Genomic DNA, 17,705 nt, shown 5'->3' on the forward strand with positions numbered 1-17,705 from the left:
TCCTCACCCCTCACCTCAGTTACTGGTTTGCAGGGCGGCCTGTTCGTCGCCCAGTACCTTGCGGCTCAGGTACTTGAGCAGCAGGCCGTAGGCGGGCACGAACAGGCCCAGGCTGAACACCAGCTTGAAACCATAGTCCACCCAGGCGATTTCCACCCAGTGCTCGGCCATAAAGGGATCCGGCGAGCGCCAGAACGCCAGGCTGAAAAACGCCAGGGTATCGATGAGGTTGCCGAAAATGGTGGAGCAGGTGGGCGCCACCCACCAGGCGCGCACCTGACGCAGCCGGTTGAACACCGACACATCCATGATCTGCCCCAGCACATAGGCCATAAAGCTGGCCAGGGCGATGCGGGCCACGAACAGGTTGAACTCCGCCAGTGCCCCCAGGCCCTGATAGCTTGCCTCAAAAAACAGCACCGACAGCACATAGGAGCTGGCCAGGGCCGGCAACATCACCGCGAAAATAATGCGCCGGGCCAGCCCGGCGCCAAAGATACGCACCGTCAGATCCGTGGCCAGATAAATAAAGGGAAAACTGAGCGCGCCCCAGGTGGTATGAAAACCAAACAGGGTAAAGGGCAGCTGCACCAGGTAGTTGCTGGCGGCGATCACCGCGATATGAAACAGCGACAGCCGAATCAGCGCGGTGCGATATTGAGAGGCAGAAATCATCCGATACCTTTTTGATTAATGGGGTCAGGGAACCCATTCCGGACAGAACACACGACAAGCGGTTTATTTATTCACCAACCGGAATGCGAAGTGCGGCATTCTAGTCGTTTTTTAATCACTTGTCTTTACTTGAAGTGAATTTTCCGGCTTGCGTCCGGTTCCACTGCTCGGTCAGCCAGGCGACCGTGGCCTCATCCTGCCCGCCCAGGGGCTGCAGCCAGGCGCAGTCGGCGTAATGCTGAAAACACACCAACAACCGGCTGCCTTCAAAGTCCACCAGCCACTGGTGGTAGTCGGCGCCGGCTTCCCGCTCCAGCACGGTCAGCTCCAGCTCCTGAGCCAGCTCGGCGGCCCAGTCGGGAAAGGTTTCGATGGTCAGGGGGAATTCACTTTTTAATGGCGTCATGGTCATGAACTACAGGAAACACAAAGGGATGCCGCCCACTCGGGGGCCGGCTCGGCATAATCATTAAACTCGGGCTGCTCGTCAAAGGGCCGTGCCAGCAGCCGCAGCAGGGTATCGGCCTCGGCCATGTCGCCCTGCTCTATCGCGCGCTGTGCCAGATGGTTACGCAGCACATACTTGGGGTTGATGGCGTCCATCCGTGCCCGGCGCTCGGCCTGAGTACCGCCTTCAAGGGCCAGCCGGGCCCGGTAGCGAGCAAACCAGTCATGCCAGGCCTCGGGCTTCGCCAGCAGGGCGATAAGGCTTGCCGGCGGCTCGCCTTCGGCTTCAAGCAGGGCCAGCCTGCGAAACCAGCAGCTGTAATCCACCCGGTGCTCGGCCATCAGGCCGAACATGTCGCGGAACAGCGCCGGATCGCCTTCATGCCACTGCTCAAGGCCCAGTTTTTGCCGCATCAGCTCGGAATAAGCGGTCAGCAGCCGGTGCTCGTATTGCCCCAGCGACGCTTGCAGCACGTCCAGCTCGATATGTCCCGACAGCGCCTGGGCCAGCCGTTGCAGGTTCCACAACCCTACCGCCGGCTGCTGATCGTAGGCGTAACGGCCGGCAGGGTCGGAATGATTGCAGATATGACCGGGATCATAGGCATCGAGAAAACCGTAAGGGCCATAATCCAGGGTCAGGCCCAGCATCGACATGTTGTCGGTGTTCATCACTCCGTGGCAAAAACCGACCGCCTGCCATTGGGCAATCAGCTCGGCGGTGCGGATAACCACCCGGTCAAACAGGGCGCCATAGTCTTGGGGCTGCTGTTTCAGCTCTGGCCACTGGGTGTCTATCAGGTAGTCCAGCAGGGCGGGAATGTGCTCGGGCTGGCCGCTGTAATAGAAATATTCAAAGTGGCCAAAGCGCAGGTGGCTGGGGGCGGCCCGCAGCAGGGCGGCGCCGGGCTCGACCTGCTCCCGGTAAACCGGCTCGTCACTGCCCACCAGGCACAGCGCGCGCGTGGTGGGAATATGCAGATGGTACAGAGCTTCCGAGGCCAGGTATTCCCTCAGCGACGAGCGCAACACGGCACGACCGTCGCCAAAGCGCGAATAGGGGGTCTTGCCGGCGCCCTTGAGGTGCAGATCCCAACGGGTGCCGCCCGGGGTCACTACCTCCCCCAGCAGCAGGGCACGACCATCCCCCAGCCGCGGGCTGAAGCCGCCGAACTGATGGCCGGCATAGACCTGGGCAAAGGGCGTCATTTCCGGCGGCAACCGCTGCCCGCTGGTAATGTCCAGCCACTGACGCTCCTCGAGTGAAATGCCCAGTTCGCCGGCAAGGTCATGATTGATGAGCAATAACCGGGGAGAATGAAGCGGGGTCGGCGCTACCGGTGTTCCAGCCCATGTGAAACTTGCATACTGATTATCTAATTGCACATTATCACCCTGAAGCCCGCCTGTGGGTTTCCTTTTTAACCACAGCTTAACTTATACTGCAACGGCTCAACAGCTGAGCCAGGAAGCAATTCGAGATTCGATAATAACGGAGTTTAATAATGAAAAAACTGATGACAGCCGCCGCCGTTATGGCCATGTTCGCTGCTCCTGCCTTTGCCGCCGGCGACGCCGAAGCGGGCAAGGCCAAGTCTGCCGTGTGTGCCGCCTGCCACGGCGCCGACGGTATTTCCACCATGGACATCTACCCCAACCTGGCCGGTCAGAAGGCTGCCTACCTCGTCAGTCAGCTGAAGGCCTTCAAGGCCGGCGAGCGCAACAACCCCATCATGGCACCCATGGCCATGCCCCTGTCCGATCAGGACATGGAAGACCTGGCCGCCTACTACGCCGGCCTGTAAGGTTACAGGGTCCGCCACGGCGGGCCTTTATTTTTTCGTACCTTCAGCCTTCACGGCGCAGCAGCGCCAGAAACGCCTCGCCAAAGCGCTCCAGCTTGCGTACCCCGACGCCGTTGATGCCCAGCAGTTCCGCCTCGGTTTTGGGCCGGTAACGAGCCAGCTCGGTCAGGGTGGCGTCGTTAAACACCACGTAGGGCGGCACATCCGCCTCTTCCGCCAGTTGCTTGCGCAGTTGCCGCAATGCCTTGAACAGGGTTCTGTCTTCGGCCCGGGTCAGGCCGCTTTCCGCCTTGTCCTTTTGCTTCACCCGCGCCAGCCTGGGCTCCGCCAGCTCCAGGGCCACCTCGCCGCGCAGCACCGGGCGGGCCGCCTCGGTCAGCTGCAACACCATGTTGCGGGTAATGTTCTGGGTCAGCAGGCCGGAGTGGATCAGCTGGCGCAATACGCTTACCCAGTGCTCCTGGCTCTTGTCTCTGCCGATGCCGTAGGTGGACAGCTTGTCATGGCCGTGTTCGCGCACCCGCTGGGTGTCGGCGCCGCGCAGCACCTCCACCACATAGAGCACGCCAAAGCGCTGGCCGGTGCGGTAGACGCAGGAAAGCGCCTTTTGTGCGTCTTCGGTGCCGTCGTAGCGCCTGGGGGGGTCCAGGCAGATATCACAGTTGCCACAGGGCTCGCGCTGGTATTCGCCAAAGTAGTTGAGCAGCACCTGGCGGCGGCAGGTCAGCGACTCGGCAAAGGCCGCCATCACGTTCAGCTTGTACAGCTCCACCTGCAATTGCTGCTCGTTGTCGCTGTTTTCCAGCAGGCGCCGCACTCGGCCCACGTCGCCCGGATCGTAGAGCAGCAGGGCTTCAGAGGGCAGGCCGTCGCGCCCGCCCCGGCCGGTTTCCTGATAGTAGGACTCGATATTCTTGGGAATGTCGTAGTGCACCACATAGCGCACGTTGGGCTTGTCGATGCCCATGCCGAAGGCCACCGTGGCCACCACGATATCGAGATCGTCACGAATAAAGCGCTCCTGTACCGACTGGCGCAGCTCCAGGGGCAGGCCGGCATGATAGCTGGCGGCCTTGTGGCCCCGGGCCAGCAGTCGCTCGGCCACCTCTTCCACCCGTTTGCGGCTGGAACAATAGACGATGCCGCACTGGCCGTTTTGTTCGGCCACATAGCGCACCAGCTGCTCCAGCCCCTTGAATTTTTCCACCAGGGTGTAGCGTATGTTGGGTCGATCAAAGCTGGCGATGTGGATCAGCGGCTCGGTGAGGTTGAGCCGGCTCAGCATGTCGTGGCGGGTGGCTTCGTCGGCGGTGGCGGTGAGCGCGATCACCGGTGTGTGGGGAAACCACTGCTTGAGCCGGCCCAGCTCGGCGTATTCCGGGCGAAAGTCGTGGCCCCACTGGGAGATGCAGTGGGCCTCGTCGATGGCGAACATGGCCAGATTCAGTTCGCCCAGGCGCTCCATGAATTCGTGCTGCAACAGCCGCTCCGGCGACACATAGAGCAGCTTGATCTCACCCCGACGCAGGGCGGTAAAGTGGCGCAACATGGTTTCACGGCTGAGTGAGCTGTTGATGTAGGCCGCCGCCACGCCGTTGGCCACCAGGGTGTCGACCTGATCCTTCATCAGCGAGATCAGCGGCGACACCACCACCGTTAGCCCCGGCCGCAGCAGGGCCGGAATCTGGTAACACAGCGATTTACCGCCACCGGTGGGCATGATCACCATGGCATCGCGCCCGGCTACCGCCGCTTCCACGATGTCCAGCTGGCCGTCGCGAAAGTCCTGATAACCGAACACCTGCTGCAGCACGCCGTGGGGCGTGTCGGGAATGGGAACGGAAGCGGTGTCTTCGGTGTCGGGATTCATCACGGTCGGCCGGGCAAAAATGAACGAGCATTGTAAGGCAGGGGGCTGAAACAATAAACCGCAGGCCGGCGGCGAAAAGTTTCAACCGTTACTGGATGCGAGCCGGGCACCGGCAGTACACTGCGCTTTTCCCCGCCGATGATAATAAACATGGAACAGGATCAATCCACCCGTGGCGCCCTGCTCGCCCTGTGCGCCTATTTGCTGTGGGGCCTGGCCCCGGTCTATTTCAAGCAATTGCTCGAGGTGCCGGCACCGGAAATTCTGGCGCACCGGGTGGTGTGGTCCTGCCTGCTGCTGCTGGGGCTGATCACCGCCCTGGGCTACTGGACTCGTGTGCGGGCCCTGTTGCGCCGGCCGGCGTTGCTGCTGTTGCTGCTGATCTCGTCCTTGGTGATCGGCACCAACTGGCTGGTGTTTATCTGGGCGGTCAACAACAACCATATTCTCGACGCCAGCCTGGGCTATTACATCAATCCGCTGCTTAATATCGTGCTGGGCATGGTGTTCCTGAAGGAACGCTACCGGCCGCTGCAGTGGCTGGCAGTGGGGCTGGCCGCCCTGGGCGTGCTGGTGCAGCTGCTGGTGTTTGGCCGCCTGCCCTGGGTGGCGCTGGTGCTGGCATTGTCGTTCGGAACCTATGGGCTTATTCGCAAACAGGTGCCGGTAGACCCCTTTACCGGCCTGCTGCTGGAAACCTCGGTGTTGCTGGTGCCTGCCCTGTTGTGGCTGTGGGGACTGCAGTCCGCCACCGGCGATCTAACCGCCAACCCCGCCGGCCTGAACCTGCTGCTGCTGGCCGCCGGCCTGGTCACCACGGTGCCGCTGTTGCTGTTCGCCGGTGCCGCCAGCCGGCTGCGGCTCTCGACCCTGGGCTTTTTTCAGTATCTGGCCCCCAGCCTGGCACTGCTGCTGGGCGTGCTGGTCTATGGCGAAGCCTTTACCCTCGACAAGGCCATTACCTTTGCCCTGATCTGGACCGCGCTGGTGATCTATAGCCTGGACGGCATTCGCCAGCGACGGCGGTTGAAACAGGCAAGAAGCGGGGCCTGACCCTGCCCGGCGCAATCTTTTACAAAACCCGGCAGCGTCAATCGGCTAAAATCGGCCCATGAGCAGCGTTAGATACTGGAAAACCAAGGGCCTGAACGGCCTGGAACTTTGCCTGGCGAATCATGCCGGTTTTCGCTATGGCCACCACATTCACCTGGACTATCACCTGGGCCTGGTGGAAAGCGGTGCCCAGAAGTTCATTCACCGAGGCAGCTCGGCGCCGCTGGTGCCGGGTCAGCTGTCACTGATCAATCCGGATGTGGCCCATGACGGCGACTGCTTTGATGAGACGGGGTTTCGCGTGCGCGTCTTTTCCCTGTCGCCCGAGCTGGTGTCCGATTTGGCCGATGAGCTGGAGCAACCCCTGCCCTTTTTTACTCAGCCCCTGCGGCACCAGCCTCACCTCTATCAACACGCCCTGGCCCTGCACCGACAGCTGGAACTGCCCGAGCCGTCCGCCCTGCATGCCGAAAGCAGCCTGCTGGCGCTGCTGGCCGATTGTTTTTCGTTACAGGATGCACCACCCCTGGCCCGGCCCCTGTTGGCTCGCATCAGGGAGCGCATGCTGGCCGGACTGGATCAACCCCATTCGCTGGACGAACTGGCTGCCGAGCTGGGCCTGTCGCGCTTTCAGTTTCTGCGCCAGTTCAAGGCCGGCCTGGGCATGACGCCCCACGCCTATCTCAAGCGATTGCGGCTGGAGGCCGCCAAGAAACGGCTGGCCGCCGGTCATCCGGTGCTCGACACCGCACTGGCGGTGGGCTTTTTTGACCAGTCGCATTTTCATCGCGCCTTTGTTCACGCCTATCACATCACACCGGCCCGCTTTCGCGCACAGATGCAATAACTTACAAGCCGGTAAAACGCCCGCCTTTTACACTGTGCATCCACCACAGGCGGAGCCCCTCATGAACGTTTCACTGCTGATTACCATAGGCGTTATTCACCTCATCGCGCTGGCGAGCCCGGGCCCGGATATTGCCCTGATGCTGCGCTTTTCGGCCCGGCGACGAGCCGCCCTGAGCGCCGCGCTGGGCATTGCCACCGGCATTCTGGTGCACAGCATACTGAGCCTCACCGGCATCAGCCTGCTCATTCAGGCACACCCGTTGCTGTTTACCCTGGTGCGGCTGGCGGGTGCCATTTATCTGGGATGGATGGGTTGGGGCGCCTTGCGGGCGGCCTTCAGGCCGGCCAGTGAACTCAAGGCCGCCAATGGTGGGGCGTCCGGAAACGGCTTCTGGACCGGGCTGAATACCAACCTGCTCAACCCCAAGGCCCTGGTGTTTTTTATTGGCCTGCTCGCCGCACTGGTGGGGCCCGACGTCAACTGGCTGACCCGTACCGCCCTGGTGGTGGAGCTGTTCGCATTGAGCCTTGCCTGGTTTGTGCTGCTGGCCTGGTGGCTGTCTTCGCCGCGGATACAACTCAGGCTGCAGGCCTGGAGCCGCCCGATTAACGGCCTGTGCGGCCTGTTGTTCTGCTCGGTGGCCGGCTCCATTCTGTGGCTGCTGGTTGGCTCACCATCCATCTGATGGCCTCAGCCTACCGCCATTAAAGGGCTTCCAGCCGGGCGTAGGCGGTCACCAGCCACTTGGCGCCGCCGTCGTCGAAGTTGACCTGCACTCGGCTCTGGGCACCGGCGCCCTCGAAGTTGAGCACTATGCCTTCGCCAAACTTGGGATGCAGTACTCGCTGGCCCAGACGAAAGCCGGTCTGGTTAAAGGTCTCCTGCACCCGGTCCTGGCTGAAGCGGCCATTGGGAATGGTGCGGGTCACCTTGGCCTTGAGCCGAATTTCCTCCAGGCAGTCGGCGGGCAGCTCCTTGATAAAGCGGCTGGGACGGTGAAACATTTCCCGGCCGTAGAGGCGACGGCTCTCGGCATGGCTGATATAGAGCTTTGCCATGGCCCGGGTCATGCCCACATAGGCCAGCCGGCGTTCTTCCTCCAGCCGGCTGCTTTCTTCCGCCGACAGCTGGCTGGGGAACATGCCCTCTTCCACCCCCACCATAAACACCAGCGGAAACTCCAGGCCCTTGGCGGAGTGCAGCGTCATCAACTGCACGGCGTCGTCAAACTGATCCGCCTGGCCCTCGCCCGCCTCCAGTGCGGCATGGGACAAGAACGCCGACAGCGGTGACATATCCTCTTCTTCCGACGGGCTGAACTGCCGAGTGGCGGTGACCAGCTCCTCAAGGTTTTCCACCCGGGACTGGGCCTTCTCGCCTTTTTCCGCCTGATACATGGCCTTGAGGCCCGACAGCTCGATCACTCGGTCGGTCTGCACATGCAGCGGCAGTTCCCGAGTGTCGTCTTCCAGCTGGTTGATCAGATTGATAAAGCGGCTCACCGCCGCCGCGGCTCTGCCGGTAAGCACCTTTTCTTCCACCAGCGCCCAGGCCGCCCGCCACAGGGTCACTTCCCGATCCCGGGCCGCCTCACGGATTAACCCAAGCGTGCGCTCGCCAATGCCTCGAGTGGGGGTGTTGACGATACGCTCAAATGAGGCCTCGTCGCCTCTGTTGTTAATCAGCCGCAGGTAACCGAGGGCATCCTTGATCTCCTGACGTTCAAAAAAGCGCAGGCCGCCGTAGATGCGGTAGGGAATGCGCTCCTGAATCAGTGCCTCTTCCAGTACCCGGGACTGGGCATTGTTGCGATAGAGAATGGCGCTTTCACTCAGAGCTCCGTCCTGATTGCGCCATTGCTTGATGCGCTCCACCACAAAGCGAGCCTCATCCACTTCGTTAAAGGCACTGTATACGGCAATGGGCTCACCCTCGGTGCCTTCGGTCCACAGCTCCTTGCCCATGCGCTCGGCATTGTTGGCAATCAGCCGGTTGGCGGCCTTGAGAATGGTGCCGGTGGAGCGGTAGTTCTGCTCCAGGCGCACGGTCTCGGCACCGGGAAAGTCCTGCAGAAAGCGGGAAATGTTTTCCACCCGGGCGCCGCGCCAGCCGTAAATGGACTGATCGTCGTCGCCCACTATCATGACGCGGGAGCTGTCACCGGCGAGCATGCGCAGCCAGGCATACTGAATGCTGTTGGTGTCCTGGAATTCGTCCACCAGAATATGCTGAAAGCGCTGCTGGTAGTGCGCCAGAATGTGCGGCTTGTACAACCACAGCTCATGGGCCCGCAGCAGCAGCTCGGCAAAGTCCACCAGCCCGGCGCGGTCGCAGGTGTCCTGATAGACCTGATAGATCTGGCGGTAGGTCTTTTGCAGGGGATCATTGAGCACCTGAATGTCGCCCGGGCGCAGGCCCTCGTCCTTGCGGCCGTTGATATAGCCGGCCACCTGACGGGGCGGCCACTGCTTTTCATCCAGGTTCATGCTCTTGAGAATACGCTTGAGCAGGCGCAGCTGATCGTCGGAGTCGAGGATCTGAAAGTCCTGGGGCAGGTTGGCGTCCAGATGATGGGCCCGCAGCAGCCGGTGCGCCAGGCCGTGAAAGGTGCCCAGCCAGAGGCCGAACAGGCGGCCACCGAGCAGTTGCTCCACCCGGCTGCGCATTTCGGCGGCGGCCTTGTTGGTAAAGGTCACCGCCAGTATGCCCGAGGCCGGCACCTGCTCCACCTGCATCAACCAGGCAATGCGATGCACCAGCACCCGGGTCTTGCCACTGCCGGCACCGGCCAGCACCAGCATGTTCTGGGAAGGGGCGGCCACCGCCTCTCTTTGCTTGTCGTTCATGCCGTCAAGCAGGCTGGATACATCCATCACAACTCCTGGGAATATTTACAGTACGCTGGCGATTATAACAGCTCGAGCAGCTGCTCCAACCGCGTCAGGGCAACCTGGGGCAAGCATTGCAGATCCGCTTCGGTACGGCCGTTGTCGTTAAGCCACACCGCCTGGCAGCCGCTGTGCACGGCACCGGCCACGTCGGTGCGAATATGATCGCCGATATGCAAAATCTCGGCGTGATTCACCCCGGCCTGCTCTGCCAGCCGGTCAAACAGATCCGGCGCCGGCTTCATGCGGCCGTCGGGGCCGGCCTTGAGCACGATTTCGAAATAGGGCGCCAGCTCGGTGTGCTCCAGCGGCATATTGCCGTTGGTGATCACCGCCAGCCGGTACTTTTCCTTGAGCGTGGTCAGCACATTATGGGTGGTCTCGGGCACTTTGATTTTGCCGCGCTCGGCCAGAAAGCCCTGATAAAAGGTCTCGGCCAACTGCTCCGCTTTATCTTCCGCTACTCCCTGCTGACGCAGGCCCTCGACCAGCACGCGCCGACGGCAGGCACTGACGTCGTGAGCCAGCTCTGGCTGCTCGGCAATCAGCCGGCGCTTGATCGCCGCCAGGTTGTCCGCCCCCAGCAGGGTGGACTCGGGGTAATCGTCACGCAGCGCCTGCAGCAGCCAGTTTTCGGCTGCCGTCATCACCGGCACGTTGTCGTAGAGGGTGTCGTCCAGATCAAAGCTGAGCACCTTTACGGGTGCCATTCGTTTGTAAAAGCGCATGCATGAGTTCCGGTTTCAAAGTCAGTGAAGGCATTCTAACCTGCTTTCACCTCACACCTCACCCTTCACGCCTCGAAAGCCGTCTGAACGCCCTCGCTGGCGAAGCAACAGCTGGGTTCCCTCCGCCAACACGCTTCCAGCCCTTCCATGGGACGCTCGGCAAATGCCATCCATGGCATTTGACGGTCGGCTCCGGCAATCCCAGCCGCCACTTCGTTTGGCCTTGGCATCGTCTGTCACCGTGCCACTTGGCAACTCGGTGGCAACAAGGAGGGCAAAGGGTGTCTGCTTCGCCGCACCCGCTGCGCCAGGGCCGAAAATTGCTCCTGCATGTTCGGCATTCCCGCCATCCCTGGCGGTCAGATGCGCAACGGAGCCTACAGGGGGCGAGCTTGCTCGCCGTGACGAAATGTTTCAACCCGACCGAACATTCAGTATGTTCGCAGCGGGTTGAAATATTGAGTGGCATGTCACCACGGCGTGTCGGCGAAGTAGTGCCCTTTGACCGACGTAATTGCACGGACTCACCAGCCGCCTTACTCCTCATCCTCGCGCCGCTTGGCGCGCGGGTGGGCCTGATCATAGGCGTTGGCCAGATGCTGAAAATCGAGGTGGGTGTAGATCTGGGTGGTGGCCAGATCGGCATGGCCCAGCAATTCCTGCACCGCGCGCAGGTCGCCGCTGGACTCCAGCATATGGGTGGCGAAAGAGTGGCGTAGCTTGTGGGGGTGCACATGGCTGGACAGCGCCTGCTGCTGGCCCCGTTTGGCCAGGCGCAGTTGTACGCTGCGGTGGGTAATGCGCCGGCGCTGCTTGCTGACGAACAATGCCGGTTCGTCGGGGCCGGCCAGCTCGGGGCGCACGCTCAGCCACTTTTGCAGCCAGTCCAGTGCCATGCGCCCCACCGGTAGCACACGCTCCTTGTTGCCCTTGCCGGTCACCCTGACCTGGCGCTCGGCAAACTGCACATCCCCCAGGTTGAGCGCCACCAGTTCGGCCAGACGCAGGCCGGAGGAATACATCAGCTCCATAATGGCCCTGTCCCGTACCGCCAGGGGGTCGGATTCATCCAGATTCATCAGCTGATGCAGTTCGTCCACGTCCAGGTTTTTGGGCAACGGCCGGCCCTGCTTGGGCGCGCTTACCCCCTTGGCGGGATTGGCGTCAAGCCGGCCAGTGAGCACCAGCCAGTCGCAAAAGCTGCGCAGGGCGCTGAGCCGGGCGGCGATGGAACGGGGTGACAGCCCCTGCTTGTGCATGCGGGTGGCCAAGCCCCGGGCATGGGCCACCGAGAGATGTTGCCAGTCGGTCAGGTGAAGATCGGTCAGCTGTTCGCTCATGGCGCCCAGATGACGGCGGTAGTTGTTCAGGGTATGCGGGCTGAGCTGGCGCTCCACCCGCAGGTAATCGAGAAAATCGGTTACCTTACCGGCCAATGCCGGTTCAGGCGTGGCCATCGGCCACCATGCGCGGCAGCAGCAGGGCGAGAAAGCCGGCGAGCTGGCGAATGATCAGGGTGTCCATGCCCGAGCGATAATGGCTGCTGTCGGCGCTGCCAAAGGCCAGAAGGCCCATTTCCCCCTGCAGGCCAATGCGGATCAGGGCGCAGGAATTGATCAGGGTGTCGCCAAACAGCCGCTGCTTTTCTTCCCGACCGAGCCGGCCCAGGTAGACATCCTGGCCCGCCATGCGTTCCCGATACAGTTTTTCCAGCTGCTCGCCGGCCTGGGCCTGAGGCAGGCTGCACCAGCGGGCGTCCGGCACCAGCCGTACCGCCGTGACTCTGAGCCGCTCCCGCAGGGCATGGGCAATGCGCTGCTCCAGCTCTGCCGGCGTGCGGCAGTCAAACAGCCGGGGATACATGTCGAGGTAGACGCGAAAAATGCGCTCGTTCTCGCCGGCCACTGTCATCAGCTGAGTAATTTCTTCCTCCAGCTGATGAATGCGCAGCCGCTGACGCTCCATGCGGGCTTCCACCAGCGACACGCTGCCGCGCTGCTCGTGGGGAAGACGCAAGGTATCGAGCAACCCGGGATGACGGGCAAAAAAGTCCGGCTGGGACGCCAGGTACTCGGCGACGTGGCTTTCATCCAGGCCGGCGTCGGCCAGGGCGCATTTCTCGGTCATAGGTTGATCTGTCCGTCAAATACATGGGTGGCCGGGCCGGTCATGAATACCGGTTTGCCCGGGCCCTGCCAGGCAATGGTCAGGGTGCCGCCCGGCAGTTGCACGCGAACCCGCTCTGCCAGCTTGCCCCAGCTCATGCCCATCACCGCCGCCGCACAGGCGCCGGTGCCACAGGCCAGGGTTTCGCCGGCACCGCGCTCATGTACCCTGAGTTTGATTTCACGGGCGTTGATTATCTGCATAAAGCCGACGTTGACCCGGGCCGGGAAACGCTCATGGGTTTCCAGCTCGGGCCCCAGGGTACCCACCAGAGGTGTGTTGATGTCATCCACCTCCACCACACAGTGGGGGTTGCCCATGGACACGGCACCGCACAGCACGGTCTGATCCTGAGCACGCACCAGGTAGGTTTTTTCCGCCTTCTGGGCCTTGAACGGAATATTGGCCGGCTCGAACTCGGGCACGCCCATGTTCACGGTAACCTGGTTGTCTTTCTCCAGCTGCAGCACGATATTGCCCTTTTGCGTGCTGACGGCAATGCGATCCTTGTTGGTCAGGCCCTTGAGCCGCACAAAGCGGGCAAAGCAACGGGCCCCGTTGCCGCACTGCTCCACCTCGGAGCCGTCGGCATTAAAGATGCGGTAGTGAAAGTCGAGCTCGGGATCATAGGGCGGCTCCACCAGCAGTAGCTGATCAAAGCCCACGCCAAAATTGCGATCCGCCAGCTGGCGAATCACTTCGGGGTTGAAAAAGACCTTCTGGGTGACACCGTCCACCACCATAAAGTCGTTGCCCAGCCCCTGCATCTTGGAGAAATGAAGCGTGCTCATGACTCAGGCCTCGGGCAGCAAGTGTTCGTCCCGCCACAGATCCGCCAGTTCTTCCCGCTCGCGCACCACAAAGGCCTGCTCACCATCCACCATGACTTCGGCGGCGCGGGGGCGGCTATTGTAGTTGGACGCCATGACAAAGCCGTAGGCTCCGGCGGAGCGGACCGCCAGCAGATCGCCTTCGGTAATGGCCAGCTCGCGATCCTTGCCGATAAAGTCGCCGGTTTCGCAGATGGGACCCACGATGTCATACACGGCGGTGTCGCGCTCAAGCGTCTTGTCTACCGGAATAATGGCCTGCCAGGCGCTGTACAGGGCCGGACGAATGAGATCGTTCATGGCGGCATCAACAATGGCAAAGTTCTTGGCCTCGCCGGGCTTGAGGTGCTCCACCCGGGTCAGCAGCACGCCGGCGTTGGCGGCAATGGCCCGGCCCGGCTCAAACACCAGGGTCAGGTTGCGGCCCTGCAGGCGCTTTTTCAGCTCCTCGGCATAGTGGCTCGGCTCCGGCGGGGTTTCGTTGTCGTAACGCACGCCCAGGCCGCCGCCCACGTCCAGATGCTGAATGTGAATGCCGTCTTCGGCGAGGCCGTCAATCAGCGCCAGCAGCTTGTCCACCGCTTCCAGGAAGGGGGACAGCTCGGTAAGCTGGGAGCCGATATGGCAGTCCACGCCGTGAATTTCCAGGCTGCCCATGGCGGCGGCCTGGCGGTAGATGCTACGCGCCTGCTCGATGGGAATGCCGAACTTGTTTTCCTTCAGGCCGGTGGAGATATAGGGGTGGGTGCCGGCGTCGATGTCCGGGTTCACGCGAATGGATACCGGCGCCTTGACGCCCATGGCACCCGCCACCCGGTTGATGCGCTCAAGCTCCGCCACCGACTCCACGTTAAAGCAGAAGATGTGCTGCTCCAGGGCAAAGCGAATTTCATCGTCACGCTTGCCCACGCCCGAGAACACCACCTTTTTCGGATCGCCGCCGGCGGCGATCACGCGGCGCAGCTCGCCAACGGACACGATGTCAAACCCCGAGCCCAGCCGCGCCAGCACATTGAGCACCGCCAGGTTGGAGTTGGCCTTGACCGCATAGCACACCAGGTGGTCCACCTCGCCCGCCGCCTGATCAAAGGCGTTCCAGTGACGCTCCAGGGTGGCACGGGAATAGACATACAGCGGGGTGCCGTGTTGCTCGGCCAAACGGGAGAGATCGCAGGCTTCGCCATAAAGGCGGCCATCATCCTGATAATTGAAATAATCCAAGGTTGTTTCCTTTACGACTGCTCAACCTGAGAGGGTTGCTGCTCGGGTTCGGGCAGGGTCAGCGGGCCCTTGAGGCCGCATGCCGACAGGCTCAGAACCAGCGCAACCAGTGCGGTCAGCTTGATTTTGTTCATCGTATGACTGTGAATATGGTTCAGGGCTCTTATAATCGCATTCACATTCTCAAAAGCAATAGGAAGCGGGCAATGAACGACAGCGAATTCCACGCTCTGGCAGACGCCATTTATGAGCATATTGAGGCACGTATCGACGAAAGCGGTGAAGACATCGAATGTGAAACCGTGGGCGGCGTAATGAACCTGACCTTTGAGAACGGGGTAAAGTTTGTGATCAACCGCCAGGAGCCGCTGCACCAGATCTGGCTGGCCACTCGGGAAAACGGTCATCACTTTGCGCTGCAGGGTGACCAGTGGATCGACAACCGTCAGGGCCACGAGCTGCTGAGCTGGCTCAGCCTGCAGGCCAAACGCCAGGGCGGCGTCGAGCTGCCGCTGTAATTCCTCAGGCCGGCCCGGCCCGCAGCGGATCCCGGTCGTCCTTGCTGGTGCGGTAGGTCAGTACCCGCTGCTCACCGTCTTCACGCACAATTTCGTAATACTGGGGCAGGTTGAAGTGGCTGAAATGGCTTCGTCCTTCCCCCTGCTCCTGGTTAGCGGTATAGAAACGGTTGATGCTCTGCACCAGCTCGTCCTTGCTGCCGGCAATCTGGTGGTACACCTCGGTGCGATTGGCTTCATCCAGAATATACAGGTTGTAGCCCTCACCGCTGTTCTCAAAGAAAAACTGCATCAACCCCTCGCTGGCATAAGCATCCACCACCTCGGGTACCGGCGGCCGCTGATGCTGATCCAGCCGCAGTGCATAACCCCGGCGAGCCGTTGCGTCCCGCGCAGCGGCACCGAGGGGCGAGGGCTCCCGCATGGCACCATTACGTTCCGCCTCCATGCGTTTGACACTCACCCCGCGCCGCTCAAAGAAAATGCCGAACTGCTCCGGCCCCAGCATCAGCCGCTTGAGCCTGTGCCCTTGTGCCGGCTCCAGCCGCAGCCCGATGCATTCCTTGACCAGTTGCTCAAAGCGGGTGCGCAGCAGGCTGCGAAAATGCCGGCTATAGCAAAATACGTCCACCTTGTCGGGCGGGCTGGCCCCCTGGTGCATCTTGCCCAGCATGGCGGTGAGGGCATCGACCACAGCGGTCTCTCCTTCAAAATGCAGGGTGCGAATCTCGTCCCAAGAGTTGCGATAGATGATGTCTACCGAGCCCACCAGGTTTTCTCGCTGGCGACCGAAACTGAAGGGATCACTGGTATCGGCACCAAACTCGATGGGCCTGTCCCGGCGAAGGGCGGTGGGATCCTGCTCCAGGTTGAGGAAGATGCCGAGGTGGCGCACCTCGCAGGGCCGGCTCAGGGCCAGGTTGGTGGGCGCCGGCAGCCTTACCGGAAACACGCGGGCCAGATCCCGGCTGAATTCCTGCAGGTGCTGCAGATCCAGATCCGTGCTTTGGTTAAACAGGTGCCACTGGGTCTGTTCGGTCAGCAGGCCGTTGAAATGCGCCCAGGCCACCAGCCGGCTGGCGTAGTCGCTGTGTTCCAGCGGGCTGCGCCCCAGAATCTCTACCGGTGACAGCCCGTATTTGTAAAGGTACCAGCCGGCCTGGTTGGCCCGCCCCTTGGGAACCTGCACCAGGCTGATGTCCGGCTCGCTCAGATTCGGCGCAATGCGCAGGTTAATCAGCTGCACCTTGCCCGGCAGGTTTTCAAAGGCGGCATAGAGTTTGCGCGACAGAATGCCAATGTCTTCCGGGTTAATGGACTCACTGATGTTGTTGCGCCGGGCGAACTGGATCAGGCTGCGGTAGCTTTGCATCAGGGCTTCGAGCAACTCGCCGTAGGCGGCCCTGACCTCCTCCACCTTCCAGTTGTTTCTGTCGTCCAGCTTGGCCAGTTTTTCCGCCGGCCAGTCCCAGAGGGCGATCAACCGGTCCATGGTGCGGCGGCGCCAGGCAAAGGCCTCGTCGTGCTCCTGTCCCGGCTCCAGGGCCTCCGAAACCTTGAGATAAAAGCAGCGGCGTACCAGATCCAGGCGCTTTTCGTCGCCGATGGACTTGAGGTAGTCGGTCACCTTTTCCAGCATCAGCACATAGTGATCCTGGGTTTCATCCAGCGATTCGGCGGTCTGAAACACCGCCTTGTGCTGACGACACAGCAACTGGGTATCGGGATATTCGTGGGAATAGGCTTCCATCAGCACGGTTTTAAGCACCGCCTTGTAGGGCGAGTCGATGCTCTTGTAGAGCTGCCACAGGGCCGAACCGAAGTATTCTTCCGCCGGTATGCGGGCAAAGCCGCCCAGATCGAGCCAGTCGTCGTGATTGAGGGTGCCGTTGGCGAACTGCTCGGCCACAAAGCGATCGTACTCGGGCCCCAGCTTGCCGGGGGCGAACAGCCACACCAGCCGCTTGCCGGCGATGCGCAGGTGGCTGCGGTAGAACTCGTCCAGCAGCAGCAGGTGCTGGGCGCTGCCGCAGCTTTCCCCTTCCACCCACTGCTGGTTGTCGGTACGGAATTTATTATCGGGAATCAAAAAGAAGTTGAGTTCCACCCGACGCTGTTCGGCCCATTTGGAAATCAGCAGGCACTTTTGCTGCAGCAACGCCACCCGCTCGGCGGTCATGGCGTGGGAATGACACACCCAGATATCCAGGTCGGAGCGGCGGCCCTGGCCGATGGAGGAGGTGCTGCCCATGGAATAGAGCCCGAGGATTTCGTGGCGGTCCTGGGCCAGGCCCTGGTGGCCGTTGGCCGCCCGGCACAGCTCGTCGATAAATTCGCGCTGGCAGGGATTGGGAGCAAAACGGCAGATGCCCGCCGGCACGTCACCGGGCACATAACCCGGCAGCAGGGGGTGGTGGTAGTGCAGCAATACCGGTAACAGCTGAAACACCTGCTGGCCGTAACGGTTCATGACCGCCAGGGCACGTTGCTGCTTCTGCTGGTTGAATTGCTCACACCGCTCGACGAGCCGATGAAAATTAGCGTGCAATGAGTTCAGGCCTTCGTTGGACCGACACAAACCCGCAACGGGTCAAAAGTGTGATCATGGTAACAATTAGCCAGTAAATGAACAATATCCCGTAATCACTCGGTAA

General features: G+C 61.6%; 17 protein-coding genes. 5 read left to right on the plus strand and 12 right to left on the minus strand.

The window, feature by feature from the left end; translation table 11 throughout:
• Positions 1-15: 15 nt before the first annotated feature.
• From OJHNALOF_RS00995 to OJHNALOF_RS01005, 3 genes are all read right to left on the minus strand, one after another.
• Positions 16-675: a 7-cyano-7-deazaguanine/7-aminomethyl-7-deazaguanine transporter gene (locus tag OJHNALOF_RS00995; protein WP_094201025.1), complete on the minus strand. Its 660-nt coding sequence runs from the start codon at positions 673-675 to the stop codon at positions 16-18.
• 115 nt (positions 676-790) lie between these two features.
• On the minus strand, positions 791-1,081 hold the full coding sequence (locus tag OJHNALOF_RS01000) for a DUF3630 family protein (protein ID WP_240919606.1): 291 nt from the start codon (positions 1,079-1,081) through the stop codon (positions 791-793).
• A 2-nt stretch (positions 1,082-1,083) separates the two neighbouring features.
• Positions 1,084-2,508, minus strand: a complete 1,425-nt coding sequence (locus OJHNALOF_RS01005) for a protein adenylyltransferase SelO (RefSeq protein WP_165660876.1) — start codon at positions 2,506-2,508, stop codon at positions 1,084-1,086.
• 119 nt (positions 2,509-2,627) lie between these two features.
• On the opposite strand from OJHNALOF_RS01005, the gene OJHNALOF_RS01010 reads away from it, so the two are divergent.
• On the plus strand, positions 2,628-2,927 hold the full coding sequence (locus OJHNALOF_RS01010; RefSeq protein WP_094201028.1) for a cytochrome c: 300 nt from the start codon (positions 2,628-2,630) through the stop codon (positions 2,925-2,927).
• A 43-nt stretch (positions 2,928-2,970) separates the two neighbouring features.
• Here the strand turns inward: OJHNALOF_RS01010 and recQ are convergent, their stop codons facing one another.
• Complete coding sequence (gene recQ / locus OJHNALOF_RS01015; protein WP_165660877.1) at positions 2,971-4,797, minus strand: DNA helicase RecQ; 1,827 nt, start codon at positions 4,795-4,797, stop codon at positions 2,971-2,973.
• Between the two features lie 150 nt (positions 4,798-4,947).
• On the opposite strand from recQ, the gene rarD reads away from it, so the two are divergent.
• The 3 genes from rarD (at position 4,948) to OJHNALOF_RS01030 (ending at position 7,385) form a co-directional block, all read left to right on the plus strand.
• On the plus strand, positions 4,948-5,850 hold the full coding sequence (rarD, locus tag OJHNALOF_RS01020) for an EamA family transporter RarD (protein WP_094201030.1): 903 nt from the start codon (positions 4,948-4,950) through the stop codon (positions 5,848-5,850).
• 58 nt (positions 5,851-5,908) lie between these two features.
• A complete protein-coding gene (locus OJHNALOF_RS01025) occupies positions 5,909-6,697 on the plus strand; it encodes an AraC family transcriptional regulator (RefSeq protein ID WP_094201031.1) in 789 nt (262 codons plus the stop codon).
• A gap of 61 nt (positions 6,698-6,758) precedes the next feature.
• Complete coding sequence (locus tag OJHNALOF_RS01030; RefSeq protein WP_094201032.1) at positions 6,759-7,385, plus strand: LysE family translocator; 627 nt, start codon at positions 6,759-6,761, stop codon at positions 7,383-7,385.
• 19 nt (positions 7,386-7,404) lie between these two features.
• Here the strand turns inward: OJHNALOF_RS01030 and uvrD are convergent, their stop codons facing one another.
• The 7 genes from uvrD to OJHNALOF_RS01065 form a co-directional block, all read right to left on the minus strand.
• The gene (uvrD, locus tag OJHNALOF_RS01035; protein WP_094201033.1) at positions 7,405-9,573 is read right to left on the minus strand and encodes a DNA helicase II; all 2,169 of its coding nucleotides are present in this window, start codon (positions 9,571-9,573) and stop codon (positions 7,405-7,407) included.
• A gap of 35 nt (positions 9,574-9,608) precedes the next feature.
• A complete protein-coding gene (locus OJHNALOF_RS01040) occupies positions 9,609-10,316 on the minus strand; it encodes an HAD-IA family hydrolase (protein WP_094201034.1) in 708 nt (235 codons plus the stop codon).
• 536 nt (positions 10,317-10,852) lie between these two features.
• Positions 10,853-11,773, minus strand: a complete 921-nt coding sequence (gene xerC / locus OJHNALOF_RS01045) for a tyrosine recombinase XerC (RefSeq protein ID WP_165660878.1) — start codon at positions 11,771-11,773, stop codon at positions 10,853-10,855.
• The gene (locus OJHNALOF_RS01050) at positions 11,760-12,443 is read right to left on the minus strand and encodes a DUF484 family protein (protein WP_165660879.1); all 684 of its coding nucleotides are present in this window, start codon (positions 12,441-12,443) and stop codon (positions 11,760-11,762) included. Before OJHNALOF_RS01050 ends, xerC begins: the two co-directional genes overlap by 14 nt.
• The gene (gene dapF, locus OJHNALOF_RS01055) at positions 12,440-13,273 is read right to left on the minus strand and encodes a diaminopimelate epimerase (RefSeq protein WP_094201049.1); all 834 of its coding nucleotides are present in this window, start codon (positions 13,271-13,273) and stop codon (positions 12,440-12,442) included. Before dapF ends, OJHNALOF_RS01050 begins: the two co-directional genes overlap by 4 nt.
• 3 nt (positions 13,274-13,276) lie before the next feature.
• The gene (lysA, locus tag OJHNALOF_RS01060) at positions 13,277-14,533 is read right to left on the minus strand and encodes a diaminopimelate decarboxylase (protein WP_094201050.1); all 1,257 of its coding nucleotides are present in this window, start codon (positions 14,531-14,533) and stop codon (positions 13,277-13,279) included.
• 11 nt (positions 14,534-14,544) lie between these two features.
• Positions 14,545-14,667, minus strand: coding sequence for a lipoprotein (locus tag OJHNALOF_RS01065; protein WP_141202192.1), 123 nt, complete (start codon positions 14,665-14,667; stop codon positions 14,545-14,547).
• Between the two features lie 72 nt (positions 14,668-14,739).
• On the opposite strand from OJHNALOF_RS01065, the gene cyaY reads away from it, so the two are divergent.
• Positions 14,740-15,051: an iron donor protein CyaY gene (cyaY, locus tag OJHNALOF_RS01070; RefSeq protein WP_094201051.1), complete on the plus strand. Its 312-nt coding sequence runs from the start codon at positions 14,740-14,742 to the stop codon at positions 15,049-15,051.
• Positions 15,052-15,055: 4 nt separating this feature from the next.
• Here cyaY and OJHNALOF_RS01075 read toward each other — a convergent pair whose 3' ends face one another.
• A complete protein-coding gene (locus tag OJHNALOF_RS01075) occupies positions 15,056-17,599 on the minus strand; it encodes a class I adenylate cyclase (protein ID WP_094201052.1) in 2,544 nt (847 codons plus the stop codon).
• Positions 17,600-17,705 lie beyond the last annotated feature (106 nt).

The organism is Oceanimonas sp. MB9 (assembly GCF_011319775.1).
Lineage (GTDB): Bacteria > Pseudomonadota > Gammaproteobacteria > Enterobacterales > Aeromonadaceae > Oceanimonas > Oceanimonas doudoroffii.

Coding starts and splice junctions, on each gene's coding strand:
- uvrD (WP_094201033.1), bottom strand. CDS start 9,573: ATGGATGTATCCAGCCTGCTTGACGGCATGAACGACAAGCAAAGAGAG.
- OJHNALOF_RS01030 (WP_094201032.1), top strand. CDS start 6,759: ATGAACGTTTCACTGCTGATTACCATAGGCGTTATTCACCTCATCGCG.
- cyaY (WP_094201051.1), top strand. CDS start 14,740: ATGAACGACAGCGAATTCCACGCTCTGGCAGACGCCATTTATGAGCAT.
- xerC (WP_165660878.1), bottom strand. CDS start 11,773: ATGGCCACGCCTGAACCGGCATTGGCCGGTAAGGTAACCGATTTTCTC.
- OJHNALOF_RS01000 (WP_240919606.1), bottom strand. CDS start 1,081: ATGACGCCATTAAAAAGTGAATTCCCCCTGACCATCGAAACCTTTCCC.
- OJHNALOF_RS01025 (WP_094201031.1), top strand. CDS start 5,909: ATGAGCAGCGTTAGATACTGGAAAACCAAGGGCCTGAACGGCCTGGAA.
- OJHNALOF_RS01040 (WP_094201034.1), bottom strand. CDS start 10,316: ATGCGCTTTTACAAACGAATGGCACCCGTAAAGGTGCTCAGCTTTGAT.
- OJHNALOF_RS01065 (WP_141202192.1), bottom strand. CDS start 14,667: ATGAACAAAATCAAGCTGACCGCACTGGTTGCGCTGGTTCTGAGCCTG.
- OJHNALOF_RS01050 (WP_165660879.1), bottom strand. CDS start 12,443: ATGACCGAGAAATGCGCCCTGGCCGACGCCGGCCTGGATGAAAGCCAC.
- OJHNALOF_RS00995 (WP_094201025.1), bottom strand. CDS start 675: ATGATTTCTGCCTCTCAATATCGCACCGCGCTGATTCGGCTGTCGCTG.
- rarD (WP_094201030.1), top strand. CDS start 4,948: ATGGAACAGGATCAATCCACCCGTGGCGCCCTGCTCGCCCTGTGCGCC.
- OJHNALOF_RS01010 (WP_094201028.1), top strand. CDS start 2,628: ATGAAAAAACTGATGACAGCCGCCGCCGTTATGGCCATGTTCGCTGCT.
- recQ (WP_165660877.1), bottom strand. CDS start 4,797: ATGAATCCCGACACCGAAGACACCGCTTCCGTTCCCATTCCCGACACG.
- dapF (WP_094201049.1), bottom strand. CDS start 13,273: ATGAGCACGCTTCATTTCTCCAAGATGCAGGGGCTGGGCAACGACTTT.